The organism is Achromobacter sp. JD417 (assembly GCF_041879325.1).
GTDB lineage: Bacteria > Pseudomonadota > Gammaproteobacteria > Burkholderiales > Burkholderiaceae_B > Achromobacter > Achromobacter mucicolens.
The window spans coordinates 5,392,457-5,418,441 of sequence record NZ_CP087159.1 but is presented as its reverse complement, the minus strand read 5'-3'; the positions used below and the strand labels follow the sequence as shown (position 1 = coordinate 5,418,441).

Below are 25,985 nucleotides of genomic sequence, written 5' to 3'. Positions count from 1 at the left end.
CTACCTCCCCACCTCCAACTTCCCCAACGCATCCCGGAAATCCGGATACTCCTTCAGAAACGCCTGATTGCGCTCGAACCGCCTGACCAGCCGATCATCGATCGTCAGATTCAGGACCGTTTCCTTATCCCAAACCCGCGGCCGCCGCTTCACCGGAATCGGCACCTTCTCCGTGAATTCCTTATACGAATCATGCGGTTCGCACTGTTCGTAATCCGTCGAGATCCGCTGCACCGTGCCCGCCTCCAACCCCGCCTGCCGCGCCTTTTCCTGTAGCCACGACGCCGGTAGCGTCTGCAGGCTGCCATCCTGATATCCGCCACCCACGTCGGAATGCGCGCCGATGAACCAGCGTTGCTCGACGGGCAGGTTTGCGGGGCGTGGCGGCGAGCCCGCGCGGCGGGTCCAGAGTGTGGGGAAGTACGGCTCGCGGTATTCGTTGGTGGCGATGGCGTGGTACGCGTTCAGGACGTGGTTGCTGAGTTCCGTGTCGTGAAAGTTGTAGAAGCTGGAAAAGCCGGGAAACGAGATGCCGCCCACGGGGATGCCCAGGCTGCCGACGGTGTCCCAGACGCCGACGAAGTGCAGGTCGGTGTCGCGCGAGAAGCGGTCGCGGAAGGCGGCGGCTTCCAGGGATGACGGGGTGCAGTCGTCGCGGTACAGCGCGTAGGCCTCGGACACGTTAGCCTCGGTGGCTTCGTTGAGCAGGCCGCATTTGCGCACCATGCCCGCGAGGCTGCGTGCGGAGTAGGCGCCGCGGCTGAAGCCGAAAAGAAAGATGCGGTCGCCGGGCTGGTGACGCTGGCAGAGCCACCGGTAGCCCTGCCGGATGTTGGCCGACAGACCTGCGCCGAACGCGCCGCCCATGAATTTGTCGATGGCTGCCCACAGGCCCTGGCCCTGCGTGCCCACGCCCTCGATGTAGAGCGTCTCCTGCGTGCTGGTCTCGGGCGCGGCTTTGTAGAGCTCGTAGACGTTGGTGCGGTCGTTGGGTTCGTTCCACGTGCCGTCGAAGAAAACGGCGAGGTTCTTCTTGACCATGATCGTCTCCCTACACACAGATAAAGGCTTGCGATACCTATGCCGCTGGCCGGGACAACGCCTGCGTGAGGCAAGCTAGCATGCGCGGCGATCGCAGCAGGGCGCGGGGTTTCCCTGCTGCATGTCCGTACACCACCTTTTTGCCTAGCCCGAGCCGGACGTCATCCTGAATTGCACGGGAAAACAGCCGATCCGCCGATTGCTGGAGTACGCCGTCACTAACGCATCAGTAGCAATCCAGGACGGGAAAGGTTGGTATCCGATCCGTGCAAAAAAGCGGCCCGCAGGCCGCCTATCCAGGGCACTTGAAACCGGGTCAGACGATCTGGAACTGCACGTCGATGTTGCCGCGAATCGCGCGCGAATAGGGGCAAAGCTGATGCGCCGATTCCACAAGCAATTGCTTCTGTTCGCCAGACAGCCCCGGCAGCGAGACGGCCAGCGTGACGCCCAGCGCGAAATGGGCGCCATTGTCGACTTTGCCCAGCGCCACGCTGGCGTCGATGGCGATGTCGCGCGGCACGGTGATGCCGTGGGTAGCGCCGGCGCGCTTGATGGCGCCCATGAAGCAGGCGGAATAGCCCACGCCGAAGAGCTGCTCGGGATTGGTGCCGGGTTTGCCGGACCCGGGCGTGCTCAGGGTCACGTCCAGCGCGCCGTCGCTGCTGCGTCCGGCGCCTTCGCGGCCGACGGTGGTGTGAGTGTGGGCGGTGTAGAGGATCTGCTCAAGGGGCTTTGCCATGATGACTCCGAAATAGGGGCGCGGCGTGGCCGCATCCTTGGGGTTGGGAGCCTGCATTGCATCAAGCGGCTGTATCGGTCATGTGTCGCCGGCAGGGCGGGCCCGCGTTACCGCGTATCCAGGCGCCCTGCCGATACGCTGCGATACGAAGCCCCGTCATTGGCGGGCAAGGCGGCATTGGAGTATGTTGCGCGCTGGCGGCACGGGCCGCATTACGCAACGATCAAGCAACGATCACGGAAACACCACACATGGGACGTCTCGCCATTCTGGGCGCGCTGCACGAAGAGATCGCCGACCTGCTGGCGGCCATGGACCCCGGCGCGCAAACGCGCCGCATCGCCATGCGCGATTTTCAGGTGGGCACGCTGTGGGGCACGCCGTGCGTCATCGCGCTCAGCCGCATCGGCAAGGTGGCCGCGGCGGCGACGGCGTCCATCGTCATCCAGGAATTTGGCGTGAGCCGCGTGCTCTTCACGGGCCTGGCGGGCGGCCTGCATCCGCAGGTGCGCGTGGGCGACGTGGTCGTGGCCGACGCTTTGATGCAGCACGACATGGACGCGCGTCCCTTGTTCGGCCGCCATGAAATCCCGCTGTTGGGACGCGAACGCTTCGATACCGATGCCGCCCTGAGCGCGCTGCTGCTGGACAGCGCCCGCGACTTTGCGGGCAAGGGCGGCCTGCCGGCCGCAAGCGCCACGCCGCGCGTCCATCATGGCCTGATTGCGACGGGCGACATTTTCGTGAACGACAACGCCCTGGCGCACACGCTGCGCGAGCGTCTGCCCGATGCCCTGTGCCTGGAGATGGAAGGCGCGGCGATGGCGCAGGTGTGCCACGAGTTCGGCGTGCCGTTTGCCGTGATGCGCGTGATTTCCGACAGCGCCGATCACACGGCGAAGACGGATTTCACGGACTTTCTGGTGAATCTGGCGCGGCTGTACACCGCCGGCATCCTGAAGCCGCTGCTGCAATCGGGCGCGCTGCGCGACGCCTGACCGTCAATCCTTGGAAGGCAGCGGCGCGATGCGCACTTCGGCCGACAGGCCGCCGCCATCGCGGTTCGACAGGATCAGCGTGCCGCCAAGCGCCTGCGCCAACTGGTGCGCGATGGCCAGCCCCAGCCCGGTGCCGCCCGTGTCCCGGTTGCGGGAGCTTTCCAGGCGGTAAAAGGGTTGCAGCACGGCGTCCAGCTCCGCCGCCGGGATGCCCGGGCCGCGATCCAGCACAAGGATGGACAGGGTGGCGTCGTCCCGCGCGACCACGCGCACCTCGGCCGCGCCCGCGAACTTGAGCGCATTGTCGATGAGATTGCCCAGGATGCGCCGCAGCGCATGCGGGCGCGTCATCAAAGGCGGGACGGTGTCGCTCAGAAGCGTCACGGCCTTGCCCGTGTCCTGGTAATCGCAGACCAGGCTATCCAAAAAAGCGTTCAGATCGATGCGGGCAGGCTGCTCGGTCTTGCCGTGCGCGCTGCGGGCGTAGTCGATGCCTTCACGGACCAGCCGCTCGACTTCGTTCAGGTCCTGCGCCAGCTTGTCGCGGTCGGTGGACGGGTCCATGAATTCGGTGCGCAATTTCATGCGGGTGATGGGCGTCTGCAGGTCGTGCGAGATGGCGCCCAGCATCTGCATGCGTTCGGCCAGATGCGCCGCGATGCGGTCCTGCATGGCGTTGAAGGCGACGGCGGCGTGGGCAACCTCGGCGGGGCCGGCTTCGTCGAGCAGCGGGCTTTTCTGGTCGGGGTCCAGTTCCTCGGCGGCGCGCGCCAGGCGCGTCAGCGGCCGCACGGCCAGACGCACCGCCAGCCAGGCGCAGCCGGCCAGCAGCAGCAGTTGCACGGCCAGCACGCCGAAGAGCCACGGCGCCGGTTGCATCCGTGACAGTTCGATGTCCAGGATGGCGGGCTGTCCGTCGGTCAGCACCACACGCGCCTGGATGTGGCGGGGGTCGTCGGCCATCGCGCGGACGGTGACGGGGCGTGCGGGGCCGAGCGCGGCCTCGATCGACTGCGCGGCGGTGCGCGCGGCATCCAGCGAGAGCGGCTGGTCGGCCTTGCCGTCGCCCAGCAGGTACTGCCGGTTGTTGCTGGACAGGCGCGGCAGCCACGCCCGGCGCTCGGCGGCGGGCAGGCGGTCCAGGATGTCCATGGCGATGGCGACGTCGCGCTCCAGGTCGCCCAGCATCATGTTGCGGGTGGCGCTGTAGCGCTCGTAGAACAGCGAGGCGAACGACAGCCCGTAGGCCAGGACAAGCCCGGCGACAAAGATCAGGAACAGCCGCACGACAAGCGTGCGGGGCCAGGCTTGGCGGCGCGGGGACGTGCCGGTCATGGTTCGCCTTCCGAGACTTCGACAGCGGCGGAAAACACGTAGCCTTCGCTGCGCACGGTCTTGATGTACCGGGGTTCGCGGGCGTCTTCACGCAGGCGCTGGCGCAGGCGGCTGACCAGGAGGTCGATCGAGCGCCCGAAGAAGTCGGCGTCGCGGCCCTGCGTCAGGTTCAGCAGCTGGTCGCGGTTCAGCACGCGCTGGGGGTGGTCCAGGAAGACGCGCAGCAGCCGGTATTCCGCGCCGCTGAGCGCCACGATGGTGCCGTCGGCGTCCAGCAGATGGCGCGCCGTGGTGTCCAGCCGCCAGTCGCCGAAGGCGATCTCGCGGCCCGGCTCGGTCACCTGGAAGTTGGGCGGCAGCATCCGGGTGCGGCGCAGGATGGCCTTGATGCGCGCCAGAAGCTCGCGCGCCACGAAGGGCTTGACCAGGTAGTCGTCCGCGCCCATCTCCAGACCCAGCACGCGGTCCATGTCGTCGCTGCGCGCCGTCAGCATCAGGATCGGAATGCGGCGATGCTTGCCGCTGCGCAGTTCGCGGCACAGCACCAGGCCGTCGTCGCCGGGCATCATGATGTCCAGCACGATCAGGTCGACCGTCAGGCTGTCCAGCAGCGACCGCATCTGCCGCCCGTCGGCCGCCAGCGTGACCGTCAGGCCGTTCTTGCGCAGAAAGCCGCCCGCCAGTTCGCGAATCTCCCGGTCGTCGTCCACGATCATGACGTGGTCTGTGTGGTCCATTTGCGGATGCCTTCTTGGTGGGTGAGGGCGGCGCGCGCTGCGCGCCGGCGGGGTTCAGGAATTCTATCGGCCTAGCGTTCGCCCGGGGGCAGGGGATCGCGGCGCGGACGGCTGTTGGAAATGAGCTGGCATTGGAAGGGCTTGGCGGCCTCGGCGGTAAAGCCGCCAAAGAGCAGCAGCAGGACGGCAAGCAGGCGTTTCATGAGGGGCTCCGGTGCGGGGTGTGAACGGGTTATAGCGCCGGGCCGCTCGCGGAGTGTGTCGTACTGTATACGCCCGGGCGGCGGATACACGCGCTTGAAAAAATCCGCCCATCCGGCACAAGCCGGATACGTGCGGCGGGTGCAATGGGGTCACTTTCCCAAGGACGACCCCCATGGACCTCATCAATACTCCCATCGCGTTGCTTGCCGGCATGCTGACCATTGCGTCGCCCTGCGTGCTGCCTCTGTTGCCCGTGCTGCTGGGCACCTCGCTGGAACGGTCCGGCCGCCTGCGTCCCTTGTTTGTCGTGTCCGGCTTCGTGCTGGCCTTTGCGGGCCTGGGCATCGCGCTCAGCCTGATTTCCAACCTGAATGAACACGTGCACGAGGCCGTGCGCTCGACCTCGATCGTCCTGTTGGCGCTGTTCGGCCTGGCGCGGATCTGGCCCGGCCCTTACGACCGCCTGATCGCCCGCATCGGCGGCCCGCTGCAGCGCCTGTCCGCGGCGGGCGGCACGGGCAGCGGCAATGCGGGCGGCTTCGTGCTGGGCCTGTCCCTGGGCGCCGTATGGACGCCCTGCGCCGGCCCGGTGCTGGCTTCCATTCTGGTGCTGGCGGCCAAGGCGCAGGACCTGGTGCAGTCCAGCACGTTGCTGCTGGTGTTCGCCATCGGCGCGGGCGTGCCCATGCTGGTGATCGCCTACGGCGGGCAGGCCATCGCCACCCGCGTGCGCGGCCTGTCGCGCTACACGCACCGGTTGCAGCAAGGCTTCGGCGTGCTGCTGGTCCTGACCGCCATCGCCATCTACTTCCAGTACGACGTCCTGGCCTACGCCTGGATCACCAACCTCTTCGCCTGACCTTCAAGGAGTTCGCCATGTTTGCCACGTTCAAGAAGATTGCCCTGGGCGCGCTGATTGCCGCCTCTCTTATGCAAGGCGCCGCGCAGGCCGCGCCGGCGCAGGCCCCGGAATTCACGGGAATCGAAAAATGGCTCAACAGCGAGCCGCTGACCATGGAATCGCTGCGCGGCAAGGTCGTGCTGGTGGATTTCTGGACGTACACCTGCATCAACTGCATCCGCACGCTGCCGTACGTCACGAGCTGGCACCAGAAGTACAAGGACCAGGGCCTGGTCGTCGTGGGCGTGCACACGCCGGAGTTTCCGTTCGAGCGGTCCACGCCCAATGTCGAAAAGGCACTGCAACGCTTCGGCATCACCTATCCGGTGGCGCAGGACAACCGCTACGCCACCTGGACCGCCTATCGCAACCAGTACTGGCCCGCGGCCTACCTGATCGATAAGCAGGGCAAGGTGGTCTACACCCACTTCGGCGAGGGCCGGTACAAGGAAACCGAGGCCGAGATCCAGCGGCTGCTGGCCCAACCCGGCTGAGCCGGGGCCAGACCCCGCGCAAACCAGATATGCGATCCCGCGCATAGCCCCGGCCCGGTCCCGCGCCTACCATGCTGCAAACACAAGAACGAAGTTTGGAGACAGCATGAAAATCGCAAGTGCGCTGACCGCGGCCGGGCTTTGCCTTGGCATGGGGCTGATTTCCGCGGCGGGGGCCGCGTCCACCTATCCCGACCGGCCCGTGCGGCTGGTCGTTCCGTTTCCGGCGGGCGGGGCCACCGACCTGATGGCCCGCGCCCTGGCGCAGGGGCTGGGCGAAAAACTGGGCCAATCCGTCGTGGTGGAGAACCGGGGCGGCGCCGGCGGTGCGATTGGCGCCGAGGCGGTGGCCAACGCCGCGCCGGATGGCTACACCTTGCTGTACTCGACCATGGGGGTGCTGACGATCAACCCCACGCTGTACGCCAAGCTGCGCTACGACCCGCAGAAGAGCTTTGCGCCGATCGCGATGACCAACCTGACCGCAAACTTGCTTGTGGTGAACCCGGCGCTGCAGGTGAACTCGGTCGCGGAGCTTGCGGAGCTGGCCCGCAAAAAGCCGGGCGAGCTGACCTTCAGTTCCTCGGGTAGCGGTACCACCAGCCATCTGTCGGGCGAGATGTTCAAGTCCACGGCTGGCGTGGATATCCGCCACATCCCGTACAAGGGCACGTCTGGGGCGATCAACGACTTCATGGCCGGACGCATCTCGATGATGATCGACACCTCGTCCAACTTTGTCGAACAGGTCAAGCAGGGCAAGGTCAAGGCGTTGGGCGTTACCAGCCGCCAGCGTCTGGCGGCGTTGCCCGACGTGCCCGCCATCTCGGAGTCGCCGGGCTTCGAATCCTTCGAAGTCAGCTTGTGGTCAGGCGTGCTGGCGCCTGCGGGCACGCCGCGCCCGATCATCGACCGGCTGAACGCGGACATCAAAAGCGTGATGCTGGCGCCGCAGATGGTCGAGCGCATGGCCGGATACGGCATCCAGACAACCTACAGCACGCCCGAGGCGTTTGCCGAACGCATCCGCGCCGATACGCAGAAATGGGCGCGGATCATCGAGGCCTCCGGCGCACGCGCCGACTGAGCGCCAGCCCGTCTCGCCATCACCGCTTTCACGCAAGGACCTGCCATGCCCTCGATGCTTCGAATCCTGCTGACGGCGGCGGCCGCGCTGTCCGCCGTCTCGCTGTCCGCGCCGGCCGCGGCGGCTTATCCCGACCACCCCATCACGCTCATCAATCCTTACGCCGCCGGCGGCCCGGCCGACGTGGTGGCGCGCAGCCTGGCGCGCGCCCTGGAAAAGCGGCTGGGCCAGCCCGTCGTGGTCGAGAACAAGCCGGGCGGGGGCGCGTCCATCGGCACGGGCTTCGTGGCCCGCGCCAAGCCTGACGGCTACACGCTGCTGCTCGGCACGTCGGCCGGCCACGTGGTGACGCCGCTGATGCAGAAGACCACGTACGACGGCATCCAGGCGTTCGAATTCTGTTCGGTGGTGGCGGTGCAGCCCATCATGCTGGTCGTCAATCCGTCGCGCGGCATCAAGACGGTGCAGGCGCTGATCGCCCGCGCCAAGGCCGAGCCCGGCAAGCTCAGTTATGGCTCGGCCGGCGTGGGCGGCGCCACGCACCTGGGCGCCGAACTGTTCCAGCAGGCCGCGCACGTGCAGCTCAATCACATTCCCTATGCGGGCGCGTCGCCGGCGATCAATGACGCCGTGGGCGGACAGATCGACCTGGCCATGTTGAACCTGTCGGCCAGCCTGCCGTTCATCCGACAGGGCCGGCTGGTGCCGCTGGCGTACGCGGCCAGCGAGCGCTCGCCACTGCTGCCCGACGTGCCGACGCTGGATGAGGCCGGGGTGCCGGGCGCGCAGGCCGCCACCTGGTACAGCCTGGCCGCGCCCGCTGGCACCCCCGCGGACATCGTGCAGACGCTGAGCGATACCGTCCGGCGCGTGAACGACGATCCCGACTACCGCCGCGTCATGCAGGATCAGGCGATATCGTTGATGGCGTTGTCGCCCCAGGACGCCGGCGCTTATGTCCGCAAGGACCGCGCAGACATGCAGCGGCTGCTCGGCACGCTGGGGCTGCTGGCCAAATGACGATGAACCCTCCCGCGCCATGAACTTCGATTTCAGCAAACTGGCCTCGGCCGACGCCTTCAAGCTGCTTTCCAGCGTGGTCGTGCCGCGGCCCATCGCCTGGGTGGTCAGCCAGTCGCCGCAAGGCGCGCGCAACGCCGCGCCGTTCTCGTTCTTTAACGTGGTCAGCAGCGATCCGCCCATCGTCGCGCTGGGCATCGGCCCGCGCGGCGGCCAGTTGAAGGACACCTCGCGCAACATCCTGCAGACGGGGCAGTTCGTGATCAACCTGGTGTCGGCGGAGCTGGCCGAGCAGATGAACCACACCAGCCTGGATTACGACGCCGGCATCGATGAACTGGTGCGCGCCGGCCTGTCCACCGAGCCGTCCCTGATCGTGGCGCCGCCGCGCATCGCGCAAAGTCCCGCGGCGCTGGAGTGCGAGGTCTGGCAGGTGCTGGATGCCGCGCCGCAGCGCGTGATCGTGCTGGCGCGCGTGGTGGCGCTGTACCTGCGCGACGACGCCTTGCTCAATGCCGAAAGATTCTACGTGGACACGCCCGCGCTGCGCCTTCTGGGCCGCATGCACGGCGCGGGCTGGTACGCGCACACCAGCGATCTCTTTCAGATGCGCACGCCCGACGCGGCCAACGACCCCGCCGTGCGGCCTGCGCAGGGGCATTGAATGCCCGAGAAGACCTTGAACCCTTTTGGAGCCTGTCGATGAAACTGCATTGGTCGCCGCGATCGCCCTTCGTGCGCAAGGTGATGATCGTCATTCACGAGGCCGGCATCGAGGACCGCGTGACGCTCGTGCGCACGCCGGTCGCGATGGACAAGCCCAACCTGGACCTGGTGCCCGACAATCCGCTCATCAAGTTGCCCACGCTGGTGCTGGACGATGGCCAGCCGCTGTACGACTCGCGCGTGATCTGCGCCTACCTGGACGCGCTGACCGGCTGCGGCCTGTTGCCGGCCGACCCGCAGGCGCGCCTGACTGCCGAACGGCGCCAGGCGCTGGGCGACGGCTTTCTGGACGCGCTGCTGCTGTTCCGCCAGGAACGCAACAAGCCCGAGGCGCGGCAGACGCCCGCGTGGCTGGACGCCTTTGCGCTCAAGACCCGGGCGGTGCTATCCGCGCTGGAAGCCGAAGCGCCCGCGCTGCAGGCAAGCCGCTTCGACCTGGGTCTGATCGCCATCGGCTGCGCGCTGTCGTACATGGACTATCGTTTCCCGGATATCGCCTGGCGCGATGGCCACCCGGTGCTGGCGGCCTGGCACGCGCGTTATGCCGAGCGCCCGTCCGTGATGCGCACGCAGCCCGACGAAACCCCGTAACGAGAGGACGAAGATGAGCCGTATCCCGCTGCCCACGCCAGACACCATGACCGACGACCAGAAGCGCGTGTACGAGAAGATCGTCTCCGGTCCGCGCGGACGCCTTGTCGGCCCCTTGCGCGCCGCGCTGCACAGCCCGGAACTGGCCGAGCGCTGGCAGGCGCTGGGCGCGTTGCTGCGCTTTGGCACCAGCCTGGCGCCGCGCGTTAGCGAACTGGCCATTGTGGTGACGGCGCGCCGCTGGAACAGCCAGATCGAATGGCACATCCATGCGCAGGCGGCGCGCGCCGCCGGTATCTCGGACGCCGTGCTGGACGCGATCCGGGCCCGCGAAACACCCGTGTTCGACAATCCCGACGACGCGGTGGTCTACGAGTTTGCGCGGCAGATCCAGGAGACCGGTGAGGTCGACCCCGACCTGTATGCGCAGGCCGTCGCGCGCTGGGACGCCGTGGGCGTGGTGGAACTGACCGCCGTGATCGGCTACTACACGATGGTGTCCATGACGCTGAACGCGCACGAGATCCCGATGCCCGACGACGCGCCGCCGCCGCTGGATACGCCGCGCCAGGCGGGCGCGCCGGTGCTGAGCCGGCTTGCGCCTCTGACCGGGAGCCAGCCATGAGCGCCGCCGGACACCCGGCCGCCGGGGGGCAGGCCCGCGCCTATGTGCCGGACAGCGTGGAAACGCCCCGCATGCCGGTGACGCCGCGCCAAGCCCTGCCGGCGGGCGCGTGCGACACGCATTGCCATGTCTTTGGTCCCTACGACCGTTTTCCCCTGCAGCATCCCTCGTCCTACGCCGCGCCGGATGCGCCGGCGTCGCGCTATCTGCGCATGCTGGACACGCTGGGCGCATCGCGCGGGGTGCTGGTGCAGCCGGCGCCCTATGGCACGAACCCGGATGCCTTGCTGGACGCGCTGCGCGAAGGCGCAGGCCGCCTGCGCGGGATCGCGGTGGCGGATCCGTCCGTCACGGACGCACAGCTGCAAGCCTTGCATGACGGCGGCGTGCGCGGCCTGCGCTTCGTCGAGGCGCGCGACCCCGCGGGAAACCTGTTTCCCGGCAGCGTGGGATTCGATCAGGTCGCGGCGCTTGCGCCGCGTATGAAGCAGTTTGGCCTGCACGCGCAGCTGTGGGCGCCGTGCGATACCTATTTGCGCCATCTGCCCGAGCTGGCAAAGCTGGACTTGCCGCTGGTCATCGACCACCTGGGCAGCCTGGTCCCGGCGCGGGGCGAGGCCGATCCGGTGTTCCAGCTGCTGCGCGGGCTGCTGGCCGACGGCAGGATCTGGATGAAGCTGACGGTGTGCCGGGTGGGGGCCGCGCCCGATTATGAAAACGCGCGCTTCATCCACGATGCCTTCACTGCCGCCAATCCGGATCAGGTGCTGTGGGGATCGGACTGGCCCTTCGTGCGCATGGGGGCGGCGGCGCCGTCGGCCGACGCGCTGGTGGACCTGGCGCACGATTGGCTGGGTAATGACGCGCTGCGCAGGCAGGTCTGGGTGGACAACCCCGAGCGTCTGTACGGCTTTGCATAAATACAAGCGGGGGCGCGCTGAGCCCCCGCGCTGAACCCGCACCCTGAACCCACTGGTGGACGCCGCTTACGGGCTGGCGTGCCAGACGCCTTCGCCGCCGATCTCGCGCACCAGCGCCTCGATCTGCGTGGCAACTTCCGTGACCGTGCGTCCGGGCCCCTTCGATCGCGAGAACGCCATCGAGATGATGCGGCTCATCGTGGGGTCGCGCAGCGCGGCGATGCTCAAGCGCCCCTCCTGCACCTCCTGCCACACGGCGTGCAGGGGCAGCACGGTGTACATCTTCTCGTGTTCGACGATGGACTTCATGAGCGGAAGCGAGTCGGCCTCGATCAGGGGCGCGATGGTGATCTTGCGCGCCCGCGCCAGGCCGTCCAGCGCGTTGCGCAGGCCATTGGGCGCGCCGGGCAGGATGAACGGCAGCCCGTCCAGTTGATCGAAGGTGACCTCGCCGGCCTGCGTGCGCGCGTCGCCCGCCGCGCCGACCAGGTAAGAGTCCACGGACGCTAGCGCTTGCTCGCCGGGCGGGCATTTGTCGCCGTAGCGGTACAGGATGGCGATGTCCACGCGGCTGTCGGTCAGCCATTCCTCGATCTGGCCGCTGGATCCTTCCAGGATTTTCAGGTGCACCTTGGGAAACTGCTGGCGCAGCCGCGAAAACAGCCGGCGGATAAGCGGGTGCGCGGTCGATGGCAACAGGCCCAGCGTGACCTCGCCGGCAGGTTCGCGGGCCTCGCCGTTCAGTTCCAGCTCAAGCCGTTCGGCGTCGCCCAGCAGCGTTTGCACCAGCGGGAACAGGCGCTCACCCACTTCCGACAGGTTCACCCCGCGCCCGGTGCGGTTAAAGAGCCGCGCATTGCACTCGCGTTCCAGCGCATTGATGCGGCGGCTCAGCACCGACTGGTCCTGGTCCAGATACAGCGCCGCCCGCGTGATGCTGCCAAGTTCCGCGATGGCCAGGAAGGCGCGCCATTTGTGAAGGTCGGCGGTCAGGTCCAGGCTCAGGCCCGTGGCTTTTGCGGATGGCATGGTCGATGGCGCAGGTCGGCAGTCGGTGGAATCGGCATAAGCGTACGGCAAAAGCGTGCGGGCATGGCGTTATTGCAGACCCAGCTTGCCGCGCTTGATGACCTCGCCCCATTTCTTGGACTCCGCTTCCATCAGGGCGCGATAGGCGTCCGGCGACGTGGCGACGGGGATGGCGCCCTGGTCGATCATTTTCTGGCGCAGCGCCGGGTCGGCCAGCGACTTGGCGATCGCGTCCGACATCTTGTCCACGATGTCCTTGGGCGTGCCGGTGGGCGCGATGACGCCGTAGTTCGACTCCACGACGATGCCGGGAAAGCCCGCCTCCTTGGTGGTGGGCACATCGGGCAGGCCCTCGAAGCGTTCGGGGCTGGCCACGGCCAGCGCGCGCAGCTTGCCCGCCTTGATGAAGCCCAGCGCGGCCGAGGCATCGCCGGGGAACATCTGCACTTCGTTGGACAGCAGTGCGGTCACCGCGGGCGCGGCGCCTTTGTAGGGCACGTGCATGATGTCGATGCCGGTCTGCTGCTTGAGCAGTTCGCCGCCCAGGTGCGGGGTGGTGACATTGCCGGCCGAGCCGTAGTTGTATTTGCCGGGGTGCTTTTTGGCGCTGTCGACAAACGCGGCCAGGGTGGTATCCGGCAACGACGGGTTGACCATGATGACCTGCGGAATGCGCGCGACCAGCGACACGTACTGGATCTTGGACACGTCGTACGGCACCTTCATGACGTGGGGCAGCCCGGTGATGGCGCCCGGCACGCCAAAGCCGAACGTATTGCCGTCGGGCGTGGCGCGCACGGTGGCGTCCACGCCGATGGTGCCGCTGGCGCCGGCCTTGTTCTCGATCACGATGGTCTGGCCCAGGCGCTCGCCCAGCGACGGCGCAAGCAGGCGCGCCAGGTTGTCCACCGAGCCGCCGGGCGGGTAGGGCACGATCAGCCGGATCGGCTGGCTTGGCCACGGTTGGGCCGCGTGGGCGGCGGGCGCGGCGGCGCCGCCCAGGATCATTGCCGCCACCGCCAGTACGGTTGCTTTTTTCATTTGTCTCTCTCCGGTTGCGCCGGCTCGGGCCGGCGCGTTGTCATTGTCAGGCGCCTTGCAGGCCCAGAACCTGCTTGGCGTAGATGTTGCGCTGGATCTCGTTGGTGCCGCTGAAGATGGTGGCCGCGAGCGCATTGACGTAAGGCGCCAGCGCCTGCACGCCGCCGTTGCCATAGCCCAGGCGCATCGCCGCGCCGCCGTATTCCTCGGCGATCTGGATCAGCAGGGCGCCCAGCCGCTCGTGCGTCTCGGTGGCCCAGATCTTGAGCAGCGACAGTTCCGGCGGCAGCGGGCGGCCGGCCTTGGCCATGTCCGCAAACACGCGGTACATCGCGGTCAGGTCGGCGCTGTCCAGCCGCAGTTCGGCCAGCCGGTCGGTGAACGCCGGATCGGCCAGCAGGCCGCGCTGGCGCGCCAGGCTGAAGATCTGCTGCAGCGCGTGGCTGGCGTGCTTGGGGCTGCCGCTGAACAGGCGCTCAAACCCCAGGAGCGCCTTGGCGATGCCCCAGCCCGCGTTCAGTTCGCCGACCACGTTGCCGCGCGGCACGCGGACCTGGTCGAAGAAGACCTCGCAGAACTCCTCGTGGCCCGACAGCGTGCGGATCGGACGGCGGCTGACGCCCGGGCTATTCAGGTCCACCAGCAGGAAGCTGATGCCGGCCTGTTTCTTCACGGTCTTGTCGGTGCGCACCAGCATGAACATGTGCGTCGCGTCCTGCGCCAGCGTGGACCAGGTCTTCTGGCCGGTGACCACCAGTTCGTCGCCGTCGATCAGCGCCTCGCAGCGCAGCGATGCCAGGTCCGATCCGGCGTCCGGTTCCGAGTAGCCTTGCGCCCACACCGCCTCGCCGGACAGGATGCCCGGCAGAAACCGTGCGCGCTGCGCCTCGGTGCCGTAGCGGATGAGGATGGGGCCCAGCATGACCAGGCCCTGGTCCGGCGCGCGCGCCACGCCGTAGCGTTCGGCTTCCTCGATGAACGCGATCTGCCGGGCGGGCGACAGCGCCATGCCGCCATGCTCGCGCGGCCACGACGGCGCAATCCAGCCCTGGCGCGCCAAGGTGAAGTACCACGCCTTGATCTCGTCCCAATGCAGCCGCCACGGCACGTGCCGCAGGTGATCGGGGTAATGCGCGCGAAAGAACCGGCGCAGCAGCTTGCGGAACGCCGCTTCCGGCATGGCGTTCCAGTCCGCATCGCGCGGGAACTCGGTGGCGTCCAGGCCGGGGGTTGATTCCTCCGGTGCATCCTCTGCCGCATCGTCCGTCTCCGGCGCCGGGTCGGCTGCCAGCACGCCATAACGCTGGCGATGCGCCGTGGCGTTGCCCAGCCAGGCGCCCAGGTGCAGGGCGCTGCGGAAATACAGGCTGACGTCGCATTCGTCGGTGTAGCCGATGGCGCCGTGCAGCTGGATGGCCAGCCGCGCCGCGTCGATGCCGGCGCGTGCGGCGCGGGCCTTGACCCGGCTGGCGGCCGCCTTGCGCGCCTTGACGTCGCCCGGCGCCGCGGCAATGGCGTTCAGCGCGTCCAGCAGGCTGTTGGACGCCAGTTCGACCTGCAGGGTCGCGTCCACCAAACGGTGCTGCAGCGCCTGGAACGACGAGAGCGTCTGGCCGAACTGCTTGCGCGTGTTCAGGTAGGCCACCGAATCGGCCAGCACCTGCCGCGCGATGCCCACAAGTTCCGCGGACTGCATCAGGCGGCCGTAGTCCAGCGCCTCGTCAACCGCGTCCAGCACGCCCTCGCGCGCCAGCAACGCCTCGCCGCCAACCACCGCGGACTCGATCGTCAGATGGCAGGCCGGTGAGCCGTCCGCGCGTTCGTGCGTCTGCACCGTGACGCCGGGCGTGCCGGCGGGCAGATAGAACAGCGCAGACCCCGTCTCGCCATCGGCCGTGACAAGCCAGCCGTCCACGTCCGCGCCGGGGAGGACGTGGCGCTTTTCGCCGTTCAGCACATAGGCGCCTTCGCGCGCGGTGAACGTGACGCCAAACGCCCCGGCGGATTCGCCGGCCTCGAGCTGTCCTTCGGTTTCCTGCCAAGCCAGGCCCACCATTTTTTCACCGGCGCACAAGGCTTGCAGCAACGCGTCGCGGGTAGCGGCATCGCCCGCCGGGGTGACGCGCGCCAGCAGCGCGGTGCTCAGCACGCCCGCCCCGACGAGGGGCTCGGGCAATTGGGCGCGGCCCGCTTCCTCCAGCACGGCGGCCATCGCGTGCCAGCCCAGTCCCAGACCGCCCAGCGCTTCGGGCACGCTCATGCCCAGCCAGCCGACTGAGGCAATCTCCTGCCAGTACGCGCGGTCGCCGCCCGGGGTGCGGCGCTTGCGTTGCCGCTGGTCGCGGCGTTGCAGAAAGTTGCGCGCGCTGTCGCGAATTTCCTCGATCAGTTCGTGGTCGGCGGCGCTCATACGATGCCCTCGGCGTGCAGTTGCGCGATCGCCGCGTCGGTCAGACCCAGCTCGGCGCGCAGGACGTCGGCCGTGTGCTCGCCCAGCATGGGGGGCGGCAATCCCAGTGCGATGGGCGTGCCGGAAAAATGGATGGGATTGCGCACAACCGGCATGCGGCCCAGCGCCGGATGCGTCACGCTGCCCAGTACTTCGCGATGCCGCACCTGCGGATCCTCGAAGACCTGATCCATGGTGTAGATCGGGCCGCACGGCACATTGGCGGCTGCCAGCGCCTGGTTCCAGTCCGCCACCGTGCGCGCCAGCATCGCCGGCTCGATCATGCGGGACAGATCGGCCTGCGCCGCGGCGCGCTTAGGGTTGGTGTCAAAGCGCGGATCGGCGGCCAGGTCGGGCAGGCCGATCACGTTGCAGAAGCTGCGGAACTGCGAGTCGTTGCCCACCGCCACCATCAGATGCCCATCGCGGCACTCGAAGGCGCGGAACGGCGCGGTGATCTGCGAGGCCGATCCCATGCGGGCAGGCAGCTGGCCACTGGCCAGGTAGTTCATGCCGATGTGCGAGATGGCCGCGATCTGCGCGTCCAGCAGCGCCAGGTCGATGTGCTGGCCCACGCCGGAGATCTGGTCGCGGTGCCGCAGCGCGGCAAGAATGGCCGCCACCGCATAAAAGCCCGCGGTCAGGTCCGACACGGAATAACCCGCCTTGACCGGTCCCGCCCCAGGCTCGCCGTCCGGCACGCCGGTCACGCTCATCAGGCCGCTCATCGACTGGAAGATCGGATCGTAGCCCGGCAGATGGCTGTAGGGCCCGGTCTGGCCGAAGCCGGTGATCGAGCAATACACCAGCCGCGGATTCACTTCCGACAGCGACGCATAGTCCAGCCCGTAGCGCTTCAGGTCGCCCGCCTTGAAGTTCTCGATGACGATGTCGGCCTTCTGCGCAAGCTGGCGCACCAGCGACTGGCCTTCGGGCCGCGAGATATCGAGCGTCACGGATTTCTTGCCGCGGTTCATCGCGACGAACGAAGAAGTCTCCCGGCTGGGCTTGCCGTCGCGGTCCGGCATGGGATAGCCCTGGTGCCGCACGTCGTCGCCGCGGCCGGGGCGCTCCACCTTGATGACCTCGGCGCCGAAGTCGGCCAGCATCTGCGCGGCCCACGGCCCGGAAAACACGCGGCTCAGGTCCAGGACCTTCACGCCTTCCAATGCACTGGTCATGGCGGCTCCCGTTATTTGCCCTGGAACACCGGCGCGCGCTTTTCCAGGAAGGCGCGGCGCGCCTCCTGCGCGTCCTCGGTCTTGGCGATGGCCGCCGTCATGTCCTGTTCGTAGCGGTAGCCGTCGCGCAGGCTCATGTCTTCGATGGCGTTGAGCGTCTGCTTGGCCAGCACGGACGCCAGCGGGCTCTTGCTGGCCAGCTCGCGCGCCAGTTCCATCGCGCGGTCCATCAATTCTTCAGCGGGGACGCTGGCCTCGACGATGCCCAGCCGGTAGAGTTCGTCGCCGTCCACGCGCAGACCCGTCAGCATCATGCGGCGCAGGCGCGAGTGGCCAAAGAGCCGCATGCCGTGGCGGCCGCCGCCCAGCAGTCCGACGTTGATTTCCGGCAGGCCCACGACCGCGGTGGAGGCGGCGATCAGGATGTCGCACGAGGCCACGATGGCAAGCCCCGCGCCCAGCGCCGCGCCGTTGATCGCGCCCACCACCGGCTTGGCGCACTCGCGGATCGCATGAAAGCATTCCCGCGTGCGGCGCGAGTGTTGCGGCAGGTCGCCCGGCCCCTTGATGGTGGCCGCGCGGTTCTTCAGGTCGGCGCCCGCGCAGAAGGTCTTGCCCTGGCCTGACAGCACCACCGCGCGCACCTCGGGCGTTTCCGAGATGCGGTCCAGCACCCAGGACAGCTCGTTCATCATCTCGGTGCTGAGCGCGTTGACGGGCGGATTGGCCAGCAGGATGGTGGCAACGCCGTCGGCGATCACGACGTCCAGCGCCGTGTAGGGCCCGGCCAGGTTCTCCGGCATGCTCATGTCTCTCTCCTTTGTTGTTCAGATGATCTTGCGGTCGCGATAGTCCTGGATCTGCTCGGCGGACAGGCCCAGCTCGGCCAGCACGTCGGCGGTGTGCTGGCCCAGCAGCGGCGGCGCGGCATCGGCGCGCAGGGCCGAGCTGCCGAATCGCAGCGGGTTCATCACCTGCGGCACTGAGCCGGCGGCCGGATGCGGCAGGCGGCGCAGCATGCCGCGGTGCACGACCTGCGGGTCTTCGAAGACCTCGGGCACGGTATTGATCGACCCGGCCGGCACGCCCGCCTTTTTCAGCGCGGCCAGCCAATGGGCGCGCGGCTGGCTGGCGAAGATGGCGTCCAGCACGGGATCCAGCGTGTCCTGATTGCGCACGCGCTGGCTGTTGGTGATGTAGCGCGGGTCCTGCGCCAGTTCGGGCTTGCCCAGCATCTCGCACAGCGTGGCGAACTGCCCGTCGTTGCCCACCACGATGACGATGTCGCCGTCGGCGCAGGCGAACGTGCGCTGCGGCTGGATGTTCGGGTGCGCGGTGCCGGTACGGCGCGGCACCTTGTTGCCCAGCAGGAAGTTCATGGCCTGGTTGGCCAGCAGGCCCACCTGCACGTCCAGCATGGCGACGTCGATGTACTCGCCCTTGCCGGTCTGCGCGCGGCGCAACAGCGCGGCCACGATGCCCAGCGCGGCGTACACGCCGGTGGTCAGGTCCACGATCGGCACGCCCACCTTCTGCGGACCGCCGCCGGGCCGGTCGTCGCGTTCGCCCGTGACGCTCATCAGGCCGCCCATCGCCTGGATCAGGAAGTCGTATGCGGGTTCGGCGGCGCGCGGTCCGGTCTGGCCGAAGCCGGTGACCGAGCAGTACACCAGGCGCGGATTGATCTTGGACAGCGACTCATAGTCCAGCCCCATGCGCGCCAGCGTGCCGACCTTGTAGTTCTCCAGCACCACGTCCGCGTCGCGGCACAGGTCCTTGACCAGCGCCTGGCCTTCGGGCGTCTGCAGGTCCAGCGTGATGGAGCGCTTGCCGCGGTTGGTGGCAATGAAATAGGCGCCGTCCCGGGTGTCCTGGCCGTCTTCATCCTTCAGGAACGGCGGGCCCCAGGTGCGCGTGTCGTCGCCCTGGCCTGGCCGCTCGACCTTGATGACGTCAGCGCCCAGGTCGGCCAGGATCTGGCTGGCCCACGGACCGGCCAGGATGCGGCTCAGGTCCAGCACTTTGAGATTCGATAACAGCGGCTGCAAAGCCTTCTCCTTGACTGCGGTATGTGCAGGCAGTCTAGGAGTTGGCGGGCGCCGCGGGAGGGGCCCGCGGGCGCAAAGCTGTTATGCGGTTCGGGCCGTCACGGCGGTGGCAAGGTGCCCTGCACGCCGGACGGGTGCGGCGGCGTCAGCGGCCGGTATCGGGATAGTTGGGCCCCGCGTCACGGAAGCCGCCGGTGCTGTAGGGATTGACCGCGCCCGGGTGGGGCGGTCCGCCGGGGCCGGCGCCGCAGCCGGCCAGGAGCAGTGCGGCGGCAAGCAGAGCAAGCAGGCGCGTCGGGAAGGATTTCATAAAGGTCTCCTGCGACTGCCCCTCAGCAGGCGCGTTACTCGCAGCGTATGGGCAGGATTATAGGCCTGCCGTCTTCGCCTTGATCCGCGGTTTCGCACAGCGCGCGCGATAGGCGTTCACCGCATCGGAATCCGCGGGCAGGAAGTACGGGTGCGGGTATCCCGCCTCCCGCAAGGCGGTGTGCATGCGCACGCCCCACACGCATTCGCGCTGCGCCTCGTCCCACAGCCGCGTGGCCTGGTCCCGTTGCCCGCTACGCCACAGCGCAAGGCCGTAGTCGGCCACCATTTCCTCGTCGCGCGGCAGGTCGCGGTACGCCGTGTGCATCAGGCGCAGGCCTTCGGCGGTCTGGCCACGCAGGGCCAGGATCCAGCCCAGCGTGCCCTGGTTGTACGGACGCGGGCCGACGCGATCGAGCGAGCGGCGGGCCTGCACCTCGGCTTGCGGCAGGTAGTCCGGGAAGTCCGCCAGGTAGTAGGCCGTGTTGTTCGCCAGGTCTACCGCGCTGGCGGCGCGCGCGCCGCGTTTGCCGGCCGCGCGCTCTTGCAGGACGGTCGAATCCTGCAACACCAGATCCGGCATGCCCAGCAGGCGCGCCACTTCCAGCCGCTTGCGCCGTTCGTCTGGGTCGACGGGCTTGAACATGTCCGGAAATGGCCGCTGGCGTGCCTGCAGCAGCCAATGGCGCGCCAGGCCGGGCTGGCCGGCGGCCAGCAGCAGCCGCGCCAGGTCCAGCTTCTGGTCGGCGCTGCGGGTGCAGCGCATGCCGTCGATCAGGGCGCGGGCGCCGTCGGTGTCGTTCCGGGCGAACGCGCGGTTGACGGCGTCCAGCTCGGCAAAGCAGGGCCCGTCGCGCGTGACCTGCGCGTCGATGTGCAGCGAGATCGCACCGGCCGGCACGTCGTGGCTGAAGTAGGCCGTCGCGCCCTGGCGGTTGGTGTAGCCCAGGTCCACCCAGGCTTCGCCCCAGCGCTGGCGCATGGTCATGATGTACGGCCAGCCGGGCAAGGGCTCGGGGGACCCGCTGCTGTGCAGCTGAAAGAAGTGGCCCCACGGGCCATCCCCGATGCGGCGGATCAGGGTGAAGTCGTCCTCCGCGTGCGGCAGCGTCGTCCGGATCGGCGCCGTGCGTCCCTCGCCATCGGTGACGCCGTGCAGGATGCCGTCGCCGGAAGGCGTATCGAGGATGGCGTCGCCCTTGCCGGTGACGAAGGCGCGGTACGGCGTGTGGGGCGCGGGGGCGGCGCGCTTGCCATCCCACAGCGTCAGCGTCAGGCTGCGCGTGGTGCGCAGGGTGTCGGCCGCCGGCGCCGCCGGGGTGCCGGATACCGCTTGCGCGGCATCCTGGCCCGCGGCGTGCGCGGCCGGACCGGTCAGCCACGCTGCGGCGGCCAGGCATGACGCCGCGGCCCCCATTCGCCAATCTGCGCGGGCCGGGACGAGGCGGCGATGGAAAGTGGCGGGTTGTCCGGAACGTTGCTGCGGGTGCTTCATGGAGACTGCCAGTGGCGCCGGGCGCGGCGGGCGCCACGGCGGTATGGGGTGACCTGCGGGGCAGGGCGCCGCCTTGCGGGCGCGAGGCGGATTGTGCATCACAAACCCGTTCCACGCCCGGCCCAGCGCCGGGCAGGAACGTATGGCATTCTCCCGCCACGCCTTTGCCGCCATCCGCTCATGCCCAAACTCCTAGCGCGAACCCTCGACCTGCTTCTCCTGTCCTTCGCCGCCGCGCTGTTCGGCGCTTGCCTGACCTCCGTGCTGACGACCGGCGCCTATGGCTGGGTCGTCCCCGTCGCGCCTTACCTGTACGGCGTGCGCGACTTCTACGCCGAGGCCGTCCTGGCCGGGCTGGCGGGCGTCATCGTGCTGATCCTGGCCGAGCGCCCGGCCCGGCTGCGGCGATCCACGCCCTGGCGCCTGCTGGCGACCTTTGCCGCGGCCCTCGTTGCCCTGTATCTGGCGCCGCCGTCGCCGCAGGTGTTTGGCAACACCTGGGCGCCCGGCGAGGCAACACGCGAGCTGTTCCTGGCGCAATGGCCCATGGTGCTGCCCATTGCGGTGGCGGCATCCGCGCTGCGGTGGGGATTGCACCGGGTTTTGCGCTAGGATTGTCGTCACCCAACCCCGCCTGCCCCGGAGAAACCCCGCATGTCCTCCCTAGACGACTTTGCCATCACCAAGAAGTGGCCCGCCCAGCACCCCGACCGCATCCAGCTTTATTCGCTGCCGACGCCCAACGGCGTGAAGGCGTCGATCATGCTGGAAGAGACGGGTCTGCCCTACGAGGTCCACCGTGTCGCCTTCGATACCAAGGATCAGTTCACGCCCGAGTTCCTGTCGCTCAGCCCGAACAACAAGATTCCGGCCATCCTCGACCCGAACGGGCCGGACGGCAAGCCGCTGGGCCTGTTCGAGTCCGGCGCGATCCTGGTTTACCTGGCCAGCAAGGCCGGCCAGTTCATTCCTGCCGACGCGGCCGGACGCTTTGAAACGCTGCAATGGGTGATGTTCCAGATGGGCGGCATCGGACCGATGTTCGGCCAGCTGGGCTTTTTCCATCGGTTCGCGGGCAAGGACTACGAGGATAAGCGGCCGCGCGACCGGTACGTCGACGAGTCCAAGCGCCTGCTGACGGTACTGGACCAGCGCCTGCAAGGGCGCGACTGGGTGATGGGCGACCAGTACACCATCGCCGATATCGCGATCTTTCCCTGGGTGCGCAACCTGGTGGGGTTCTACGACGCCGGCGATCTCGTCGGCTTTTCGTCGTTCAAGAACGTCGCGCGCGTGCTGGACGCATTCGTTGCGCGCCCGGCCGTCGCCAAGGGACTGACCATCCCGGGCTGACCCATGGAACTGCGCCAGCTTCGTTACTTTGTGCGGGTGGTCGAGGCTGGCAGCATCGGCCGGGCGGCCATGTCGATCGGCATGGTCACCTCGGCGCTCAGCCAGCAGATCAGCCGCCTTGAAGGCGAGCTGTCCACGCGCCTCTTGCAGCGCAGCGCCAGCGGCGTCGTGCCCACGGACGCGGGGCTGGCGTTCTTCCGGCAGGCGCAACTGGCCCTGCGCCACGCCGACGACGCCGTCCAGGCCGCCCAGCAGGCGCGGCTGGCGGGCCACGTCAGCGTCGGCCTGCCGTCCACCACGGCCGCGGTGCTGGGGGCGCCGTTCCTGCAGGCCATGAACGAGCGCTACCCCGATATCCGGCTGCACCTGGTCGAGGCGTTGTCCGGGCATCTGACCGACATGCTCAACGGCCGCCTGCTGGACCTGGCCATCGTGTTCCACGCCGAATCCGCGCGCCGCTGGAGCGTGATGCCGCTGCTGGACGAACCCCTGTTCCTGTTCGCCCGGCCCGACATGCCCGGCGTGCCGTTTGGCGACACGACGCGGCTGGAGGCAATTGCCGACCTGCCGCTGGTGCTGCCCAGCGGCCGCCACGGCCTGCGGGCGCTGGTCAACAACGCGTTCCAGCAATTGGGGCGCACGCCCCGGGTGGTGGCCGAGGTCGACGGCCTGTCGCTGCTCATGGACGTGGTGCGGCAGGGCGGCGCGGCCACGATCCAGCCCAGCTCGGCCACCGCGCGCATCGCACCCGGCCAGTTGCAGATGGCCCGTATTGACGATGCCCACCTGTTTCGGTCCAACCTGCTGGCCAGCCTGTCGGACGAGGAGCTGTCGCCCGCGGCGCTGGCCGCCCGCCTGGTCATGGCCGATGTCTCCCGCACCCTGGCGCGGGAGGGCAAATGGGCGGTGGTGACTCTTCACGAATCGTGAACACCCGTTGACGCCCGCCTGATATCGCAGCGGCGCGCCGCTGCGTAGAGTCTGCCCCTTGAACTGGGGAAGATGGCATGGTTGACGTCTTGGTGATTGGTGGGGGCAATGCGGCGCTGTGCGCGGCCCTGATGGCGCGCGAAGCCGGCGCCAGCGTGCTGCTGCTGGAAGCGGCGCCAAAGGAATGGCGGGGCGGAAACTCGCAGCACACGCGCAACCTGCGCTGCATGCATGATGCGCCGCAGGACGTGCTGATCGACGCGTATCCCGAAGAAGAATACTGGCAGGACCTGCTCAAGGTGACGGGCGGGCAGACCAACGAACACCTGGCGCGGCTGGTCATCCGCGAATCCTCCACCTGCCGCGACTGGATGCGCCGCCACGGCGTGAACTTCCAGCCGCCGCTGTCGGGCGCGCTGCACGTGGCCCGCACCAATGCGTTCTTCATGGGCGGCGGCAAGGCGCTGGTCAACGCCTATTACCGCAGCGCCGAGGCGCTGGGCGTACAGGTCCGCTACAACGCGCCGGTCGATTCGCTGGAGCTGGACAACGGCCGCTTCGTGGCCGCGCGCATCGGCGCCGAACGCATCGAGGCCCGCGCCTGTGTGCTGGCCGCGGGCGGCTTCGAGTCCAACCGCGAATGGCTGCGCGAGGCCTGGGGCCAGAACGAGCGCGGCGAATGGCCGGCCGACAACTTCCTGATCCGCGGCACGCGCTTCAACATGGGCGTGCTGCTCAAGTTCATGCTGGACGCCGGCGCCGACGGCGTCGGCGATCCTTCGCAATCGCACTGCGTGGCGATCGACGCCCGCGCGCCGCTGTACGACGGCGGCATCTGCACGCGCATCGATTGCGTGTCGCTGGGCGTGGTCGTCAACCGCGACGCCGAGCGCTTCTACGACGAAGGCGAGGACTTCTGGCCCAAGCGCTACGCGATCTGGGGCCGCCTGACCGCCATGCAGCCCGGCCAGATCGCCTATTCCATCATCGACGCCAAGGCGATCGGCCGCTTCATGCCGCCCGTGTTTCCGGGCGTGAAAGCCGACACGCTGCCCGAACTGGCCGAGAAGCTGGGCCTGGATCCGGCCACCTTCGCCAAGACCATCGGCGACTACAACGCCGCCTGCCGCGTGGGCAAGTTCGACCACACGGCGCTGGACGATTGCCATACCGAAGGCGTGACGCCCGCCAAGACGCACTGGGCGCGCCCAATCGACACTGCGCCGTTCTACGGCTATGCGCTGCGTCCAGGTATCACCTTTACGTACCTGGGCCTGAAGGTGGACGACACCGCCGCGGTCCGGTTCAACGACACGCCCAGCGACAACCTCTTTGTCGCCGGCGAAATGATGGCCGGCAACGTGCTGGGCAAGGGCTACACCGCCGGGGTGGGCATGTCCATCGGCACGGCATTTGGCCGCATTGCCGGCACCCGCGCCGCGGCGGCGGCGCTCAGCCAGAAACATGCGGGAGCACATCATGAAGCAGCTTGAAGCCCTGGCCCGCGAGGCGCAGTCCTTTTCCAGCAGTCAGACGGGTTCAACGCCTGCCCAGCCCGCGGCCCCGGCCGAGCAGCCGGTGCGCTTTCATGCCCGGGGCGCCAAGCCGCTGACCGAAACGCTGACCGGCGACGAAACCGAAGTGGCGCGCGTCATGCAGATCTGCAACGCCTGCCGCTACTGCGAAGGCTTCTGCGCGGTGTTTCCCGCCATGACCCGCCGCCTGGAATTCGGCAAGGCGGACCTGAACTACCTGGCCAACCTGTGCCACAACTGCGGCGCCTGTCTGCACGCGTGCCAGTACGCGCCGCCGCACGAATTCGCCGTCAACGTGCCGCAGGCAATGGCCAAGGTGCGGATGCAGACGTACACCGATTACGCGTGGCCCGCCGCGCTGGGCACGCTGTACAAGCGCAATGGCCTGGCGCTGTCGCTGGCCACGGCCGCAGGCCTGGCGCTGTTCCTGGTGCTGGCGGTGGTGATGGCGGGCGGCCTTTTCCATGAACCGATGGCCGGCAACTTCTACGCCGTCTTTCCGCACAACACGCTGGCGTTGATGTTCGGCGTGGTGTTCGGCTTTTCGATGCTGGCGCTGGCGGTGGGGGTGACCCGCTTCTGGCGCAACGTCAGCCCGGGGGCAGCCTCCGGCGCGGCGGTGGCCGAGGCGGCGCACGACGCGCTGCGGTTGCGCTACCTGGACGGCGGCCACGGCAAGGGCTGCAACAACACCGACGATGCCTTCACGCTGTGGCGCCGGCGGTTCCACCATTTCACGTTCTACGGTTTCATGCTGTGCTTTGCGGCCACCTGTGTCGCCACGCTGTACCACTATCTGCTGGGCCAGCAGGCGCCGTATCCGATCCTGAGCGCGCCCGTGCTGCTGGGCACCGCGGGCGGCATTGGCCTTCTGATCGGGCCGGCCGGGTTGCTGTGGCTGAACGTCAAGCGCCATCCGCTGCAAGGTGACGCGGCGCAAAAGCCGATGGACCGTGGCTTCATCGTGCTGCTGTTCCTGACCAGCGCGACGGGCCTGGCGCTCTTGGCCGGCCGCGACGGCAGCGCAATGGCGCTGCTGCTGGCGGTCCACCTGGGCGTCGTGATGGCGCTGTTTCTGACCTTGCCCTACGGCAAGTTCGCGCATGGCATCTACCGCTCGGCCGCGCTCTTGAAGTGGTCCATCGAGAAACGCCAGCCCAACAAGCTGCAGCTCGGTTCGGACTGACCGGACCG

The 25,985-nt window shown here is 68.4% G+C and carries 27 protein-coding genes; 14 read left to right on the top strand and 13 right to left on the bottom strand.

Annotated features, from left to right (window positions below; all coding sequences use genetic code 11):
* Together LN047_RS24945 and LN047_RS24940 are read right to left on the bottom strand one after the other, a co-directional pair.
* Positions 1-1,041, bottom strand: coding sequence for a DUF2235 domain-containing protein (locus tag LN047_RS24945; protein WP_063956817.1), 1,041 nt, complete (start codon positions 1,039-1,041; stop codon positions 1-3).
* Between the two features lie 316 nt (positions 1,042-1,357).
* Entirely contained in the window at positions 1,358-1,783 is a 426-nt protein-coding gene (locus tag LN047_RS24940) for an organic hydroperoxide resistance protein (protein WP_373980501.1), read from the bottom strand.
* A gap of 251 nt (positions 1,784-2,034) precedes the next feature.
* Between LN047_RS24940 and LN047_RS24935 the strand changes: the two genes are divergently transcribed.
* Positions 2,035-2,781, top strand: a complete 747-nt coding sequence (locus tag LN047_RS24935) for a 5'-methylthioadenosine/adenosylhomocysteine nucleosidase (RefSeq protein WP_373980500.1) — start codon at positions 2,035-2,037, stop codon at positions 2,779-2,781.
* A gap of 3 nt (positions 2,782-2,784) precedes the next feature.
* Here the strand turns inward: LN047_RS24935 and LN047_RS24930 are convergent, their stop codons facing one another.
* From LN047_RS24930 to LN047_RS24920, 3 genes are all read right to left on the bottom strand, one after another.
* The gene (locus LN047_RS24930; protein WP_373980499.1) at positions 2,785-4,116 is read right to left on the bottom strand and encodes a sensor histidine kinase; all 1,332 of its coding nucleotides are present in this window, start codon (positions 4,114-4,116) and stop codon (positions 2,785-2,787) included.
* Positions 4,113-4,853 (bottom strand): response regulator, encoded by a 741-nt coding sequence (locus LN047_RS24925; RefSeq protein WP_056325116.1) that lies wholly within the window; start codon positions 4,851-4,853, stop codon positions 4,113-4,115. The genes LN047_RS24930 and LN047_RS24925 overlap by 4 nt, the downstream gene beginning before the upstream one ends.
* A 71-nt stretch (positions 4,854-4,924) precedes the next feature.
* On the bottom strand, positions 4,925-5,056 hold the full coding sequence (locus LN047_RS24920; protein WP_255616198.1) for a hypothetical protein: 132 nt from the start codon (positions 5,054-5,056) through the stop codon (positions 4,925-4,927).
* A gap of 173 nt (positions 5,057-5,229) precedes the next feature.
* Between LN047_RS24920 and LN047_RS24915 the strand changes: the two genes are divergently transcribed.
* The 8 genes from LN047_RS24915 (at position 5,230) to LN047_RS24880 (ending at position 11,421) form a co-directional block, all read left to right on the top strand.
* Entirely contained in the window at positions 5,230-5,916 is a 687-nt protein-coding gene (locus LN047_RS24915) for a cytochrome c biogenesis CcdA family protein (protein WP_056325945.1), read from the top strand.
* 17 nt (positions 5,917-5,933) lie between these two features.
* Complete coding sequence (locus LN047_RS24910; RefSeq protein ID WP_180097745.1) at positions 5,934-6,452, top strand: thioredoxin family protein; 519 nt, start codon at positions 5,934-5,936, stop codon at positions 6,450-6,452.
* A gap of 106 nt (positions 6,453-6,558) precedes the next feature.
* Complete coding sequence (locus LN047_RS24905) at positions 6,559-7,539, top strand: tripartite tricarboxylate transporter substrate binding protein (protein ID WP_056325121.1); 981 nt, start codon at positions 6,559-6,561, stop codon at positions 7,537-7,539.
* A gap of 54 nt (positions 7,540-7,593) precedes the next feature.
* Entirely contained in the window at positions 7,594-8,559 is a 966-nt protein-coding gene (locus LN047_RS24900; RefSeq protein WP_142055961.1) for a tripartite tricarboxylate transporter substrate binding protein, read from the top strand.
* A gap of 19 nt (positions 8,560-8,578) precedes the next feature.
* Positions 8,579-9,223 (top strand): flavin reductase family protein, encoded by a 645-nt coding sequence (locus tag LN047_RS24895; protein WP_373980498.1) that lies wholly within the window; start codon positions 8,579-8,581, stop codon positions 9,221-9,223.
* Positions 9,224-9,261: 38 nt separating this feature from the next.
* Entirely contained in the window at positions 9,262-9,876 is a 615-nt protein-coding gene (locus tag LN047_RS24890; protein ID WP_373980497.1) for a glutathione S-transferase family protein, read from the top strand.
* A gap of 13 nt (positions 9,877-9,889) precedes the next feature.
* Complete coding sequence (locus tag LN047_RS24885; protein ID WP_175156120.1) at positions 9,890-10,501, top strand: carboxymuconolactone decarboxylase family protein; 612 nt, start codon at positions 9,890-9,892, stop codon at positions 10,499-10,501.
* On the top strand, positions 10,498-11,421 hold the full coding sequence (locus tag LN047_RS24880; protein WP_373980496.1) for an amidohydrolase: 924 nt from the start codon (positions 10,498-10,500) through the stop codon (positions 11,419-11,421). Before LN047_RS24885 ends, LN047_RS24880 begins: the two co-directional genes overlap by 4 nt.
* A 66-nt stretch (positions 11,422-11,487) precedes the next feature.
* Here the strand turns inward: LN047_RS24880 and LN047_RS24875 are convergent, their stop codons facing one another.
* The 8 genes from LN047_RS24875 to LN047_RS24840 all read right to left on the bottom strand — a co-directional run bounded on the left by LN047_RS24875 (position 11,488) and on the right by LN047_RS24840 (position 20,895).
* A complete protein-coding gene (locus LN047_RS24875; protein WP_056325137.1) occupies positions 11,488-12,450 on the bottom strand; it encodes a LysR family transcriptional regulator in 963 nt (320 codons plus the stop codon).
* A gap of 69 nt (positions 12,451-12,519) precedes the next feature.
* The gene (locus tag LN047_RS24870) at positions 12,520-13,491 is read right to left on the bottom strand and encodes a tripartite tricarboxylate transporter substrate binding protein (RefSeq protein WP_056325140.1); all 972 of its coding nucleotides are present in this window, start codon (positions 13,489-13,491) and stop codon (positions 12,520-12,522) included.
* A gap of 46 nt (positions 13,492-13,537) precedes the next feature.
* Positions 13,538-15,901 (bottom strand): acyl-CoA dehydrogenase, encoded by a 2,364-nt coding sequence (locus LN047_RS24865; protein ID WP_373980495.1) that lies wholly within the window; start codon positions 15,899-15,901, stop codon positions 13,538-13,540.
* Complete coding sequence (locus LN047_RS24860; protein ID WP_373980494.1) at positions 15,898-17,121, bottom strand: CaiB/BaiF CoA transferase family protein; 1,224 nt, start codon at positions 17,119-17,121, stop codon at positions 15,898-15,900. The genes LN047_RS24865 and LN047_RS24860 overlap by 4 nt, the downstream gene beginning before the upstream one ends.
* 11 nt (positions 17,122-17,132) lie before the next feature.
* Positions 17,133-17,930, bottom strand: coding sequence for an enoyl-CoA hydratase/isomerase family protein (locus tag LN047_RS24855; protein WP_373980493.1), 798 nt, complete (start codon positions 17,928-17,930; stop codon positions 17,133-17,135).
* An 18-nt stretch (positions 17,931-17,948) separates the two neighbouring features.
* Positions 17,949-19,169 (bottom strand): CaiB/BaiF CoA-transferase family protein, encoded by a 1,221-nt coding sequence (locus LN047_RS24850; protein ID WP_056325146.1) that lies wholly within the window; start codon positions 19,167-19,169, stop codon positions 17,949-17,951.
* A gap of 145 nt (positions 19,170-19,314) precedes the next feature.
* Entirely contained in the window at positions 19,315-19,479 is a 165-nt protein-coding gene (locus tag LN047_RS24845) for a hypothetical protein (protein WP_128827555.1), read from the bottom strand.
* A 57-nt stretch (positions 19,480-19,536) separates the two neighbouring features.
* Positions 19,537-20,895: a tetratricopeptide repeat protein gene (locus tag LN047_RS24840; RefSeq protein ID WP_373980492.1), complete on the bottom strand. Its 1,359-nt coding sequence runs from the start codon at positions 20,893-20,895 to the stop codon at positions 19,537-19,539.
* A gap of 258 nt (positions 20,896-21,153) precedes the next feature.
* Here LN047_RS24840 and LN047_RS24835 point away from each other — a divergent pair, with 258 nt between their 5' ends.
* From LN047_RS24835 to tcuB, 5 genes are all read left to right on the top strand, one after another.
* Entirely contained in the window at positions 21,154-21,585 is a 432-nt protein-coding gene (locus tag LN047_RS24835; RefSeq protein ID WP_373980491.1) for a hypothetical protein, read from the top strand.
* A 42-nt stretch (positions 21,586-21,627) separates the two neighbouring features.
* Positions 21,628-22,326 carry a glutathione S-transferase N-terminal domain-containing protein gene (locus LN047_RS24830; protein ID WP_056325154.1) on the top strand — a complete coding sequence of 233 codons (699 nt, stop codon included), beginning with the start codon at positions 21,628-21,630 and terminating at the stop codon, positions 22,324-22,326.
* A gap of 3 nt (positions 22,327-22,329) precedes the next feature.
* The gene (locus tag LN047_RS24825) at positions 22,330-23,256 is read left to right on the top strand and encodes a LysR substrate-binding domain-containing protein (RefSeq protein WP_142053103.1); all 927 of its coding nucleotides are present in this window, start codon (positions 22,330-22,332) and stop codon (positions 23,254-23,256) included.
* A gap of 77 nt (positions 23,257-23,333) precedes the next feature.
* Positions 23,334-24,749, top strand: coding sequence for an FAD-dependent tricarballylate dehydrogenase TcuA (tcuA, locus tag LN047_RS24820; protein ID WP_373980490.1), 1,416 nt, complete (start codon positions 23,334-23,336; stop codon positions 24,747-24,749).
* Positions 24,736-25,977 carry a tricarballylate utilization 4Fe-4S protein TcuB gene (tcuB, locus tag LN047_RS24815; RefSeq protein WP_373980489.1) on the top strand — a complete coding sequence of 414 codons (1,242 nt, stop codon included), beginning with the start codon at positions 24,736-24,738 and terminating at the stop codon, positions 25,975-25,977. The genes tcuA and tcuB overlap by 14 nt, the downstream gene beginning before the upstream one ends.
* Positions 25,978-25,985: the final 8 nt, after the last annotated feature.